The organism is Kitasatospora sp. NPDC057595, from assembly GCF_042800875.1.
GTDB lineage: Bacteria > Actinomycetota > Actinomycetes > Streptomycetales > Streptomycetaceae > Kitasatospora.
Genome location: NZ_JBHVGL010000013.1, coordinates 218,160 through 230,730, shown reverse-complemented (window position 1 = coordinate 230,730; position 12,571 = coordinate 218,160). Strand labels below are relative to the sequence as shown.

The window sequence follows — 12,571 nt, the reverse complement described above, 5'->3', positions numbered from 1 at the left end:
ACCCGGCGGGGCCCCAGGAGGATCACCATCATGCTCGACCACCGGCTGAACACCGAGCACGAGGAACTGCGGCGCACTGTGGCCGAATTCGCCCAGGACGTGGTCGCGCCGAAGATCGGCGAGTACTACGAGCAGGGCGAGTTCCCCTACGAGATCGTGCGGGAGATGGGGCGGATGGGTCTGTTCGGCCTGCCGTTCCCGGAGGAGTACGGCGGCATGGGCGGCGACTACTTCGCGCTCTGCCTGGCGCTGGAGGAGCTGGCCCGGGTCGACTCCTCGGTCGCGATCACCCTGGAGGCGGCGGTCTCGCTCGGTGCGATGCCCGTCTACCGGTTCGGCACGGAGGAGCAGAAGCGCGAGTGGCTGCCCCGGCTGACCTCCGGCGAGTTGCTCGGCGCGTTCGGCCTGACCGAGCCCGAGGGCGGCTCGGACGCCGGGGCGACCCGCACCACCGCGCGGTACGACGAGGCCACCGACGAGTGGGTGATCAACGGCACCAAGTGCTTCATCACCAACTCCGGTACCGACATCACCGGGCTGGTCACCGTCACCGCGCTCACCGAACCGATCGCTCGTTCGAGTGAAGAGGGCGAATTCTCCTCGCCTCGCCGGGAAATCTCCTCCATCATCGTGCCCACCGGGACCCCCGGGTTCCAGGTGTCGAAGAAGTACTCGAAGGTCGGATGGAACGCATCCGACACCCGCGAACTGTCCTTTACCGACTGCCGCGTCCCCGCGGCCAACCTGCTGGGCGAGCGAGGTCGCGGCTACGCCCAGTTCCTGCGGATCCTCGACGAGGGCCGCATCGCGATCGCCGCTCTGGCCACCGGCCTGGCCCAGGGTTGCGTCGACCAGTCCGTCTCGTACGCCGGTACGCGCCGCGCCTTCGGCCGCGCGATCGGCGCCAACCAGGCCATCCAGTTCAAGCTCGCCGACATGGAGATGCGCGCCCACACCGCCCGCCTCGCCTGGCGGGACGCCGCGTCCCGGCTGCTGCACTCGGAACCGTTCAAGAAGGAGGCCGCGATCGCCAAGCTGTACTCGTCGGAGGCCGCCGTCGACAACGCCCGCGAGGCGACCCAGATCCACGGTGGGTACGGCTTCATGAACGAATTCCCCGTCGCCCGCTTCTGGCGGGACTGCAAGATCCTGGAGATCGGTGAAGGCACCTCGGAGGTCCAGCGGATGCTCATCGCGCGAGAGCTCGGCATCGGATCCTGAGACTGCCGTAGGCCGCACCCGCGCCGTCCGTCGGCCCGCTCCGACCGGCGGGCCGCTCCGGGGGCGATCCACCAAGGGGCGTGGCAGCGGCAACGCTGGTGGCCGCGCCTGGGACGGTGCCCGGGGCCGTCCCAGGCGCGGGCGCCAACGGAGTTGACGCCACCACGGGCCGTCGGGAGCGCACCGGGGCGCGGACCGATTCATCAACCGGTTGATGTGGAGCAGTCGTTCATCCGCACGGACACCGGACCGTCCGTCAGGGGATCACGATCACCGGGCGGTTGGCACGGCGGGCCAGGCGGCCGGAGACCGAGCCGAAGATCTTGCCGAGCAGGCCGTGCGTCGTGCCGACCACGATCGCGTCGGCGGCGAACTCGCGGCCGACCTCCTCGATCTCGTGGCAGATGTCGCCGCCCCGCTCGACCAGGATCCAGGGCACCCCTGCAAGGAAGTCCGCGCAGGCGAGCTCCAGGCCGAGCACCTCCGTCCGGTGGTCGGGGAGGTCGACGAAGACCGGTGGCTCGCAGCCGGCCCAGACGGTGGCGGGCAGGCGGTTGGCCACGTGCACGATCACCAGGCCGCACTGGGAGCGGCGGGCCATGCCAACCGCGTAGGCGAGGGCGCGCTCACTGGACAGCGAGCCGTCGAAGCCCACCACCACACCGTGCTGGAAAGCCGGGTCGCAGGGCTTGGCGGTTGCCTCGCGGACCGTCGGCTCGCCGGCCGCGCCGGGCAGGCCGAAGGCGCTCGGGCGTTCGGCGCCCGGTCCCGGCCAGCCCGTCACCGGGGGCTCCGGAGGAGCATCGGACCGTCGGTCGTCCCGCCGCTGGCGGGAGCCCGGTCCGGGACGGCCGCGGCGGGCGAGGTGGCGAAGCGGGTGGGGGAAACGGGCGTCCTCGCCCGGCTCCACCGGTCGGGAGGGCTCAGAACCAGCCATGGCACAAGGCTCTTCGAAGGAGATGGGCCGACAGGAGAGGACAACGCTGCCCGGGCGGCAGGCCCGCACACGGGAAGACGTCGGTCTGCGCCGAGCACCACCGTTGGTGACCTGTTCCTTTCAGAGTACGACGGGCCGGACACGCAGCCCAGCCGCGCGGCCTCGGGGGCGACACTCTTCCCACGAACGAGGGATGCGCGCACCGGCTGCGGTGCGCCCCTTGCCCAGGCGCGAAGGCGCCCCTCCGGCGAAGGAGGTTCCCTGGAGCTTGACTGAGCGGACCGGGCGGCGCAACAGGCTTCGGGGACACCGTGACCGGACTGTCATGGATCGATGACGATCCGTTGCCGACGGTCACCGGGCAGTGAGGCGACCGTCGAGGCGGCGGACGAGGTGGCCGGTGGAGCGACCGGTCATCGGAGGGAAGGGCGGTGAGCCGCAGGAGGGCGGTGAGCGGTCGTGGGGGCGGTGGGGGCGGTGCGCCGCCGCTCCGGCACCCGTTTCAGCCAAGGGGCACCGGTTCGGGACGCCGTCTGGCATTTGCCAGGTGCATAGGCGCGGCCGCTGGCACCATGCTCGACATGCCCCTGCTCCTGCTCGACCTCGACAACACGCTGCTCCCCAGGGACGCCGCATTCCGGGCCTGGGCTCAGGACTTTCTGACCGAACGGGCGCTGCCGGCCGGAGACGTCGACTGGCTCGTCACCATCGACGGCGGCGGCTACGTACCGCGCAGCACCGTACTGTCCGCCGCCCGGCGCCGCTACGGCCTCGACGAGTCGCTCGACCGGCTGCTCGCCCACTACCGGCACGGCATCAACTCCCACATCCACTGTCCGGCCCGCAACATCGACGCACTGCGGGCGGCGCGCGCCGCCGGGTGGCGGCTCGGTATCGTCAGCAACGGCAGCACCGGTGCCCAGCTGGAGAAGATCCGGCGGACCGGCCTCGGACCGATGGTCGACGGCTGGGTGATCTCCGAGGAGGCCGACTGCCTCAAACCGGACCCGATGATCTTCGAGATCGCGGCGCAGCGGTGCGGCATCGCGCCGACCGGGGACTGGGCCACGCACACCTGGATGATCGGCGACCACGCCCCCGCGGACATCGCCGGCGCCGAACTGGCCGGGCTGCGGAGCGTCTGGCTGCACCACGGCCGCCCGTGGGCCGAGCCCGCCTACCGGCCGACGCTCAAGGCAGCCGGTCTGCCGGAAGCGGTCCGGCAGGTGCTGTCCGCCCGCGGCGTCCCCACACCCCGCGCCGAGGCCCTCGCGGGAGGGCCGGGTCCACGCCGCTCCGTCAGCGGCGGTGTTACCGTCGCGCGCCTGGCGGGTTAGGGCCTGGGAGGGGCGCGGACCGAGCCGGCGCGGAGCGGCCACGGCGGCGCAACGCGGCGTGCGCGACGGCGCGATGACCCGGCCGTCCGCCCCTGACGGCGGGCGCGCGCCTTCAACGGTCCACATCGCGGGCAGTGCTTCATCGGCTTCCAGGGCCGGACCGGCTGTCCGAAACCGGTCCGGCGGGTTTGCCGAGGATGCCGCCGCCGGCTCCGCACCCGCGGAGCACGTGGCCGCGCTCACGGCACGGGCCGGCTTCGCGGTGCCGTCGCACCGTCCGGCCCGGACCGAACAACGGACTTCGGGCCGTGATCGCGCGGAGGCCGCCCGGGCACGGGCGGATGCGTGCGTCGACGGCCCGACGGGTCGCCCCGCCCCAGCGACTCACCCCTCCCCAGCAACCCACCCCGCCCCAGCGGCTCGCGCCCCCGGCGGCTCACCCGCCGTCAGCAGAGCGGCCGGACAGCGCCGTCGGAGGCGGGCGCGGCCGAACGGCTCAGGTCGAGGCCCTGTCCAGCGCAACCGTCCCGCCGTGATCGGCGTCGTCAGTTCCGGGCCCCGCGCGGCCGGTTCGTGCACCGCGCCCGCCTCCGACGGCCGACCTCCGGGGGCCGCAGACGCCGCCGTTGGCCTGTTCGGGCCGGCCGGGATCTCCCCCGAGCGGCGGGGTACCGGGCGGCCGACCACCGTTCCTCGGCTCCGGCACTGGCCGGATGAAGCCTGGGAGGCGCACGCGATGCAGCCGTGCGCCCTCACGTGCACCGCCTATTTTCGGTCAATCTCGCGCGGCTCCCCCGCCCTTGGGCAAATCCGCAGCCCAGGCACACCGGCCGGGCGCGTCTGAGCCGGACGCCCCAGGACCCGTCCCGCGACAACCAGCCACCGTTGCACCGACCCTCTTCCCAGAAGGGTCGACGGGTGCCACGCTTCGTGATCGAATGCATCACGCCAAATTGCCATGTCGACATAGCGTCGGATGGTGAACTTGTCACAACGGCAACGGTCCACCCGATAGATTCGATCTTGGCTAGCAGTGCCGCACCACCACACCACACCACCGAGGGGGCTTGAGCGCCTTGAGCAGGGTGAGCAGGAGCGACGCGGGTCCTGACAGCGGCCAGGCCGTGGCCGGTATCGCGGGTCGTTCCACGAGAAGCGCCGGCTCTCAGGCCTCCGCCGCCAACACCCGCCACTCCGGCACCACCTCCTACTCCTCCTATTCCCCCGCGGCCCCGTCCGCCCCGGGAACCCCAGCCGCACCAGGCGCCCCAGGCGGCTCCGGCGCCTCGCAGGGGGCGGGAGCCCCGCCCTTCCCGGGCGTCCCGGAACACGGCGGACGCCCCGTCAGCCGATCGTCCGTCAGCCACTCCGGCGGGTACGGCGGCGGCTCGGACGGCCGGGCCGGGACGTCGGTAACCGGCCATTCCGGCGGGCACCCGGGCGGCCATTCCGGAGCCGACGGCGGGTTCACGACCTTCGCCTCCCCCGCCGGTGCCTTCACCGGCCCGGGCACTCCCGGAGCCGGCCTCGGACCGGCCCTCCCCGGCCTGCCCGGCTCCGCGAACACCGGCGGGCTCCCCGGCGGACCGCTCGGCCTCGGCGCCACCGGGCACGGCCTCGGCGGCCACGGCCCGTCGGTGCACGGCCAGTCGGTGCACGGCCACGGCGGCCCCGCCGGCGGCCTCAACGGCTCCTCGACGGCCGTGCTGGCCGCCGCGCCCCGCAAGCTCTCCGGGCGCCGCCGCCGCGAGACCGTCGCCGTCCTGATCTTCGGCGGCGCACCGATCTTCGAGAGCTCGATCCCGCTCTCGGTCTTCGGCGTCGACCGCCAGGACGCCGGGGTGCCGCGCTACCGGCTGCTGGTCTGCGCCGGCGAGGAGGGCCCGCTCGCCACCACCGGCGGCCTGACCCTCTCCGCCCCGTACGGACTGGAGGCGCTGGCCCGGGCCGGCACGATCGTCGTCCCGGCCTGGCGCTCGATCTCGCAGCCGCCGCCGGTCGAGGCGATCACCGCCCTGCGCAAGGCGCACCACGAGGGCGCGCGGATCATCGGCCTGTGCACCGGCGCGTTCGTCCTCGCCGCCGCCGGCCTGCTGGACGGCCGCCCGGCGACGACCCACTGGATGTACGCGCCGACCCTGGCCAAGCGCTACCCGCGGGTGCACGTCGACCCGCGCGAGCTGTTCGTCGACGACGGCGACGTGCTGACCTCGGCCGGCACCGCCGCCGGGATCGACCTGTGCCTGCACGTGGTCCGCAGCGACCACGGCGCCGAGGCGGCCAACGCGCTCGCCCGCCGGCTGGTGGTGCCGAGCCGGCGCAGCGGCGGCGGACAGGCCCAGTACATCGATCAGTCTTTACCTGAGGAGATCGGCAACGACCCGCTCGCCGAGGTCGTGACCTGGGCCTTGGAGAACCTCAACCAGCAGTTCGACGTCGAGGTGCTGGCGGCCCGCGCCTACATGAGCCGACGGACCTTCGACCGGCGGTTCCGCACGCTCACCGGCAGCGCCCCGCTGCAGTGGCTGATCACCCAGCGGGTGCTGCAGGCGCAGCGGCTGCTGGAGACCTCGGAGCTGTCGGTGGACGACGTCGCGCGCCGCTGCGGCTTCCGGTCGCCGGTGGCGCTGCGCGGGCACTTCCGGCGCCAGCTCGGGGTCTCGCCGGCCGCGTACCGGACGAGCTACCGGGCCCGGCGGCCCGGGGCGTCGGCTCCGGCTCCGGCCGCGCCGACGGGCGGCGACCTGCGGACGGCGGGGGCGGTCGCGTCGGCGGCCGCGGCCGGCGCGGTGGGCGGTTCGGTCCAGGGTCAGCACGGCCAGCACGGTGGGCACGGCGCACCCGGTGGGCACGGCACGCCGGTGGGGCACGGGTCGGCCGGCGCCCAGGGTTACCCGGGCGGCTCGGGTTCCGCGGTCCCGGGCCAGCACGGGCAGCCGTCCGGACCGGGCGTGCACGCGCGGGCCGGGCAGTCGTACCCGCACCAGCCGGCCGGACACCAGTCGCACCCCGGGCAGCCGGGGACCGGTCGTGGTCCGGCGCGCCCGCCGCTGGTCCCGGCGCAGCCCGGGCCCGGCACGGGGCGGCCGTCCAGGACGGCGGAGCACGCCGCCGCCGAGGACGGGGTCCCGCAGCCGGGCGCGCGCGGCCAGGGCCAGGGACACCGGAGCGCGGCCGACCGGCCGCAGGACGGGTCGCCGGAGGTCCGGGCCCGGCAGGCCCGGGCGGGCCAGCTCCGTCCGCAGGGCGTGCGGGGCACCGCGGCCGAGGCCAGGGAGCCCCGCGAGGGGCGGCCCGGGCGGGACGCCCGCCCGGCCTACCCCGGCCGGGAGGTCCGCGAGGTCAGGGAGACGGACGGCCACGCACCGGAGGAGCACGGCTCCGAGGGCCGCACCCCGGCACCGCGCTCGGCTCCATCGGTGCCCGCGGCGCGTGATCGCGCCGTAGGGTGAGTGGCGTGAATGACCGTTTGGTATGGATCGACTGTGAAATGACAGGCCTCGACCTCGACCGGGACGCCCTGGTCGAGGTCGCGGCACTGGTGACGGACTCGGAGCTGAACATCCTCGGCGAGGGTGTGGACGTCATCATCCGGCCGCCCGCCGAGGCGCTGGCGAACATGCCCGGGGTGGTGCGGGAGATGCACACCGCCTCCGGGCTGCTGGAGGAGCTGGAGCACGGCGTCACGCTGGCCGAGGCGGAGGCGCTGGTGCTCGCGTACGTCCGCGAGCACGCGCCGGAGGCCGGGCGCACGCCGCTGTGCGGGAACTCGGTGGCCACCGACCGCGGGTTCCTGAGCCGGGACATGCCCGCGCTGGAGGGCCACCTGCACTACCGGATCGTGGACGTCTCCTCGATCAAGGAGCTGGCCCGGCGCTGGTACCCGAAGGCGTACTACAACAGCCCGCAGAAGGGCGGGAACCACCGGGCGCTCGCCGACATCCGCGAGAGCATCGACGAACTGCGCTACTACCGGGAGGCGGTGTTCGTCCCGCAACCCGGCCCGGACACCGACACCGCGCGCGCGATCGCCGAGAAGTACCAGCCGCCGACGGGCTGAGCCCGGAGCGGCGGAGGTGCTCGCGCCGGGGCGAGGAAACCCTGGCGCGAGCACCCTTCCGGATCCTGTAGAGTTCTTCTTGTCGGAGCGGGAACGCCGAAAGGCGCGAACGGTCCGGACAGATGGTGGGTGTAGCTCAGTTGGTAGAGCACCTGGTTGTGGTCCAGGTGGCCGCGGGTTCGAGTCCCGTCACTCACCCCATCGCCCCGAGGGGCCGGTCTCGTCAAGAGACCGGCCCCTCGGGCTTTTTCGCGTTCCCTCACATCGGCGGCGGCCGGGCGGGGATGGTGTGGCGCGCGTCGCACCGTGGTCCGCGTCTCATTCTTTTCCCCGGCCGCGGGTCTGCCACCGGAAGCTACTGACTAGTAACGTTGCCGCCATGACCACTCCTTCGATCGGCCGGCTGCTCGACTCCACCGTCCCGATGGCCCGGACCCTGAAGCTCGAGTACCTGGAGACCACCCCGGAGCGTGCTGTGCTGCGGCTGCCCGACCAGCCCGAGTACCACAACCACGTGGGCGGCCCGCACGCCGGCGCGATGTTCACCCTGGCCGAGTCGGCCAGCGGCTGCATCGTGCTGGGCGCCTTCGGCGACCAGCTCTCGCGCGCGGTGCCGCTGGCGGTGAGCGCCGAGATCTCCTACAAGAAGCTCGCCATGGGCGCCGTCACGGCCACCGCCGTGCTCGGCCGGCCGGCCGCCGAGATCGTCGCCGAGCTCGACAAGGGCGAGCGCCCCGAGTTCCCGGTGACCGTCGAGATCACCCGGGCCGACGGCGCGGTGACCGGCGTCATGACGGTGATCTGGACGCTGCGCCCCAACTCCTGAGCGGAGCACGGCGGGCGGGGCCGACGGGGGCGGACGGCCCGTGACGACCGCCCGCCCGCGACGACCGCCCGCGATGACTGTCCGTGACGGCGGCCGTGTCCTCCCGGTCCGCCCGCTCGTTCTCGATTCACGTGCGAGCCAAACACGCGACCAGAGGCCCGGAAGCCGCCCGACGGACCGTCGGCGGCGGGTGGCGGGCGGCCCGGCGGTGGCTGCCCCGGCCACGGGCCGTCGCGGCCGGCTGGGCCCTCCTCGCGCAGCTCTGGGGGTTCGGCGCCTGCGCGGCCGACGCCGAACCGCTGCCGGAGCCGGTCGGGCGGACCGTCGGCCGGGCCCTGACCGGCGGCGGGACGGCGCCCGACGACCCGGTGGAGCGGCCCGTGCCGAGCCCGTCCGGCGGGCTGCTCGACCGGCTCGCCGACGACGTCCCCCGGGTCACGGCCGATGTCGTCGCGGCGGACGTCGCCACGACGGACGTCGCCGCCGACGTCGTCGCGCCGGGGCGGTCCCCCGCGACCGCCCCGACCGACCCGGCCGGCCCGATCGGCCCGATCGGCAGCGCCCTCCAGGACCGAATCAGGGCCGGCGGGCTCCCCCTGCCGGGACAGCGGTCCACCGTGCCCGACGCGTTCGCGATCGCCTCCGGACTGTGGGGCGCCGGGCCCGCCCGCACCCGCCCCGTCGAGGCTCGGGCGGCCCGCGGCGAGGTCGCCGACGGGCCGTCGGAAACCTCTGCCCGGCCCGCCGACGCCGCACCACCGCCCCCACCGGGCGGCACTCCGCACGGCCAGGCCGCCCCACCGTCGGCCCCCGCCGCACCGGACCGGCCGCCACCCCCGCCCCCAGGACCCGGGCACCCGGACCCGGCGGATGGCGGGGACGGGCGGCCGGGCGGCCGCGAACACCCGTCCGCCGCAACCGGCGCCCCGGTGGCCGGCCCGGCGGCGGGCCCGACGGCGCGGCCCGGCGGGACCGCGACCAGGACGGCCGCCGTCACCGTCGCCCACGACACCGCCGGCACCGCGACCGCCGTCCTCGCCCCCATCGCGGCCGGGCTGTTGCTGACCGGCGCCGCGATGTACAAGCACCGGGGCCTGCCGAAGGGCCACTGAACGGACCGCCGGGGGCGACCCCGGATGGACGGGGATCGGGCGGCGAGGGCCGGCGGGCGGGGATCAGCAGGCGGGGATCAATAGGCGGGATCAGACCGCGGGGGTGGCCAAGTGAAGTGTGAGCAGCGGCAGTTCGCGCCCGGGGATGGAACCGGAGGGGGCCGTGCCGGTACGGACGGCTCCCATGGCCAGGTAGAAGGGTTCGGCGTTCGGGTCGGCCTCGACGGTGACCCGGTCGAAGCCGAGGGCGGTGGCCTCGGCGCGCAGGTGGTCCATCAGACGACGGCCGATGCCGCGGCCGATGGCGTCCGGTTCGACGAAGATCATGCCCAGTTCGCCCTTCGGGGGCGCCCCGGTGAGGGTGACGAAGCCCAGCACCCGGCCGTCGTCCTCGGCGACGGCGGTGCGGTCGGGTCCGATCCGCTCCGGGTCGAGGGTGAGTTCGGCCCGGCAGGCCTCGATGAACTCGTCGTCGTAGCCCCAGTGCGCCTTGGAGCGCAGCGCGAGGGCGCTGAGCGCGGCCGCCTCGCTCGGCCTGGCCGGTCGGATCAGCATGGTGGGTGCCCCTCCTGGTCGGGTCGTCCGGAATCCGGCCGTCCGGAATCCGGTTGTCCGGGATCCGCTCGTCCGGGATCCGGGCGCACACGATCCGGCCGCCCGGGACCCGGACATGGTGCACCGGAGGGCGGCCTAACGGAAGACCCCCGCGGGCGGGGCCGGAGAGGGGGTGGCGGTGGCGTCGGTGGCCGGGGTGGCGCCGGCGGCGAAGTCGGCCAGGGCGCGGCCGTGTTCGACCCGGCCGTGGGAGGCGTCCGAGGCCACCCGGCGGGTCAGTTCGGCCAGCGGGAGCGGAGTGTGCGCGGCGGCCAGCACGAGGTTGCCGAAGCGCTTGCCGCGCAGCACCGCGGGGTCGGCGACCAGGCAGAGTTCGGGGAAGACCGCGCCGAGGGTGGCCACCTGGGAGCGGGCGAACGGCAGGGCGGAGCCGTCGGCGATGTTGACGGCGTACCAGCCGCCGGGGGCGAGGGCCCGGGCGGCCAGCGCGGTGAACTCGACGGTGGTGCAGTGGGCGGGCACCCGGGCGCCGGAGAAGACGTCGGCGATCACCAGGTCGACGGTGCCCTCGGGGGTGCGCTCCAGCACGCTGCGGGCGTCCGCGCCGCGCACCTTGACCTGCCAGCCGCGCTCCAGTGGGAGTTCGGCGCGGACCAGCTCGGTGAGCGCGGTGTCGATCTCGGCGACCTGCTGGCGCGAGCGCGGGCGGGTGGCGGCGACGTAGCGGGCCAGGGTGAGCGCGCCGCCGCCGAGGTGCAGGACGGTGAGCGGGCGGCCGGGCGGGGCGACCAGGTCGATCAGGTGGCCGAGCCGCCGCTGGTACTCGAAGCCCAGGTGGGCGGGGTCGGCGAGGTCGACCAGGGACTGCGGCGCGCCGTCGATCAGCAGCGACCAGGCGGCGGGCCGGTCGCGGTCGGGGCGCAGTTCGGCGAGCCCGGAGTCGACGGCCCGGGTGAACGGGCCCTGGGCGTGGGTGCGGCCGGCGGGGCCGGTGGCGGCCGGGCCGCTCTCCGCGGCGGTGCGGCCGCGGTCCGCGGTGCGGCCGGCCCGGTTGCTTCGTCCCATACCCGCCATTATCGCCGCCGCGCGGAAGAGCCCCGCGGCTCGGCGGGGCGGGCGGGCGCGGGCGGGGGTCAGGACGGGGGTCAGGACGGGCCGAGGCCGCCCGCGGTGAGGGTGCAGGCGGCCTCGCAGAGGGCCGAGCGCAGGACCCAGGGGTCGGTGGGGCGGGCGGAGCGGTCGGCGCCGGCCGGGGGCAGCACCCAGCGCGGGTCGGTGGCGGGCAGCAGTTGGGCGCCGGCGGTACAGGAACTGCCGGGCAGGTGCCAGGTCGCCGAGGTGCCGGCCGGTACGAGGAAGGAGACGGTGGCGTCGTTGCGGCTCTGCAGCACCGCGCCGCAGGCCCGGCGCAGCCGCAGGATGTCGACCGCCTCCAGACCGTGCCGCAGGGCGACCGTCACGGTGTCGAAGGTGGCCACGAGGACGGCGTCCGTGCCCGCCTCCGCGCGCGGGCGCCGGCAGGGGCCGCCACCGGACGGGACCCGGCCGGGGCCGCGGTCGTCGGCCGACTCCGGCAGCAGGGCGGGGGCCGCTCCGTCGAGCACCCCGCCGACGGCCGGACGGCGGAACTGCGGTACTCCAGTGGCCGCCATGGGCCCTCCTGTCGCCTCGTCGGGACCGGAAGCCGAACCGCCCGGGTGGGGGTGCCAGCAGGGGCGCGGCGGGGGACGGCGGCAGGGGCTTCCATGTACCAGGACAACGCGGGGCCCGTACCGCAGGCCACGGGGCGCTTTACAGCAAGGCATGGCATTTCATGGCAGATCCCGGCAACTATGCCCGGTTTGCACCCATTTGGTGGTACATCGACCGCCAACACGCTGTGTCCGATCGGTGACTCCCGGTACTGTCGTGCCTCGCCCGACCGTCCACCGGGCCCCTTCGGACCCACCCGCGGCCGGGCGTCCCCGCCGTCCCAGCGCCGCCCGACCCTCGCACCACCACCCGCACCACCACGGAGCGCACCATGGCAGCCACCCCACCGGCCGAGCCGAACCGCCCGTCACCCAACACCGCGATGCGCGCCCTGCGCGGCGACCGCTCGCCGGGCGAGTTCGCCACGGCCGTGCGCCGGGCGGCCCGGGAGATCGGCGAGCACGTCTCCTGCGACGCCCGGTACGTCGGGCGGGTCGAGTCCGGCGAGATCCGCTGTCCCAACTACGCGTACGAGCGGGTGTTCCGGCACATGTGGCCGGACCGCTCGCTCACCGACCTCGGCTTCGCGCCCCGCACCGCCGTCCGCCGCCGCCCGGCGGACGGCGGCGGGGGCGGGGGCGGGGGCCCGGGCGCAGGCGCGAGCGGCGGCCTCCGGGCGGCGGGCCGGGCCGGCGGGCCGGGGGCCGGAGCACCACCACCCCTCCACCCGGCGTTGCCCCCCCCGGCCCCCCCGCCCGGGCCCCCGGGCCCCCCCACACCCCGCCCCGGCGAGCCGGGCCGCGGAACGCCCCCCCCCCCCCCGGGCCCCGG

At 75.4% G+C, this 12,571-nt stretch carries 9 protein-coding genes, 1 tRNA gene and 2 pseudogenes; 8 read left to right on the top strand and 4 right to left on the bottom strand.

What is annotated here, in order from left to right:
* The first annotated feature begins 30 nt into the window (after positions 1-30).
* Positions 31-1,221 carry an acyl-CoA dehydrogenase family protein gene (locus ACFU9E_RS21240; protein ID WP_355370136.1) on the top strand — a complete coding sequence of 397 codons (1,191 nt, stop codon included), beginning with the start codon at positions 31-33 and terminating at the stop codon, positions 1,219-1,221.
* A 256-nt stretch (positions 1,222-1,477) separates the two neighbouring features.
* On the opposite strand, the gene ACFU9E_RS21235 is transcribed toward ACFU9E_RS21240, so the two are convergent.
* On the bottom strand, positions 1,478-1,957 hold the full coding sequence (locus ACFU9E_RS21235; protein ID WP_380687740.1) for a universal stress protein: 480 nt from the start codon (positions 1,955-1,957) through the stop codon (positions 1,478-1,480).
* A gap of 782 nt (positions 1,958-2,739) precedes the next feature.
* On the opposite strand from ACFU9E_RS21235, the gene ACFU9E_RS21230 reads away from it, so the two are divergent.
* The 6 genes and pseudogenes from ACFU9E_RS21230 to ACFU9E_RS21205 all read left to right on the top strand — a co-directional run bounded on the left by ACFU9E_RS21230 (position 2,740) and on the right by ACFU9E_RS21205 (position 9,493).
* A complete protein-coding gene (locus tag ACFU9E_RS21230) occupies positions 2,740-3,495 on the top strand; it encodes an HAD family hydrolase (protein WP_380687738.1) in 756 nt (251 codons plus the stop codon).
* Positions 3,496-5,198: 1,703 nt separating this feature from the next.
* A pseudogene (locus ACFU9E_RS21225) lies at positions 5,199-6,207 on the top strand (helix-turn-helix domain-containing protein); the annotation flags it as partial.
* A 745-nt stretch (positions 6,208-6,952) separates the two neighbouring features.
* Positions 6,953-7,555 (top strand): oligoribonuclease, encoded by a 603-nt coding sequence (gene orn, locus ACFU9E_RS21220; RefSeq protein ID WP_380687736.1) that lies wholly within the window; start codon positions 6,953-6,955, stop codon positions 7,553-7,555.
* A gap of 125 nt (positions 7,556-7,680) precedes the next feature.
* A tRNA-His gene (locus ACFU9E_RS21215) sits at positions 7,681-7,756 on the top strand.
* 178 nt (positions 7,757-7,934) lie between these two features.
* Positions 7,935-8,381, top strand: a complete 447-nt coding sequence (locus ACFU9E_RS21210) for a DUF4442 domain-containing protein (protein ID WP_380690432.1) — start codon at positions 7,935-7,937, stop codon at positions 8,379-8,381.
* A 131-nt stretch (positions 8,382-8,512) separates the two neighbouring features.
* A complete protein-coding gene (locus ACFU9E_RS21205; RefSeq protein WP_380715242.1) occupies positions 8,513-9,493 on the top strand; it encodes a hypothetical protein in 981 nt (326 codons plus the stop codon).
* 90 nt (positions 9,494-9,583) lie between these two features.
* On the opposite strand, the gene ACFU9E_RS21200 is transcribed toward ACFU9E_RS21205, so the two are convergent.
* From ACFU9E_RS21200 to ACFU9E_RS21190, 3 genes are all read right to left on the bottom strand, one after another.
* The gene (locus tag ACFU9E_RS21200; RefSeq protein ID WP_380688544.1) at positions 9,584-10,048 is read right to left on the bottom strand and encodes a GNAT family N-acetyltransferase; all 465 of its coding nucleotides are present in this window, start codon (positions 10,046-10,048) and stop codon (positions 9,584-9,586) included.
* Between the two features lie 135 nt (positions 10,049-10,183).
* Complete coding sequence (locus ACFU9E_RS21195) at positions 10,184-11,113, bottom strand: spermidine synthase (protein ID WP_380688546.1); 930 nt, start codon at positions 11,111-11,113, stop codon at positions 10,184-10,186.
* A gap of 80 nt (positions 11,114-11,193) precedes the next feature.
* Positions 11,194-11,700, bottom strand: coding sequence for a hypothetical protein (locus tag ACFU9E_RS21190; RefSeq protein WP_380688548.1), 507 nt, complete (start codon positions 11,698-11,700; stop codon positions 11,194-11,196).
* Between the two features lie 371 nt (positions 11,701-12,071).
* Between ACFU9E_RS21190 and ACFU9E_RS21185 the strand changes: the two are divergent.
* Positions 12,072-12,571 (top strand): annotated as a pseudogene (locus ACFU9E_RS21185) (hypothetical protein); the annotation flags it as partial.

What these genes read in the sequence shown, in the direction of transcription:
- ACFU9E_RS21240 (WP_355370136.1), top strand. Translation starts at nt 31, where the DNA reads ATGCTCGACCACCGGCTGAACACCGAGCACGAGGAACTGCGGCGCACT.
- ACFU9E_RS21230 (WP_380687738.1), top strand. Translation starts at nt 2,740, where the DNA reads ATGCCCCTGCTCCTGCTCGACCTCGACAACACGCTGCTCCCCAGGGAC.
- ACFU9E_RS21210 (WP_380690432.1), top strand. Translation starts at nt 7,935, where the DNA reads ATGACCACTCCTTCGATCGGCCGGCTGCTCGACTCCACCGTCCCGATG.
- ACFU9E_RS21200 (WP_380688544.1), bottom strand. Translation starts at nt 10,048, where the DNA reads ATGCTGATCCGACCGGCCAGGCCGAGCGAGGCGGCCGCGCTCAGCGCC.
- ACFU9E_RS21195 (WP_380688546.1), bottom strand. Translation starts at nt 11,113, where the DNA reads ATGGGACGAAGCAACCGGGCCGGCCGCACCGCGGACCGCGGCCGCACC.
- ACFU9E_RS21190 (WP_380688548.1), bottom strand. Translation starts at nt 11,700, where the DNA reads ATGGCGGCCACTGGAGTACCGCAGTTCCGCCGTCCGGCCGTCGGCGGG.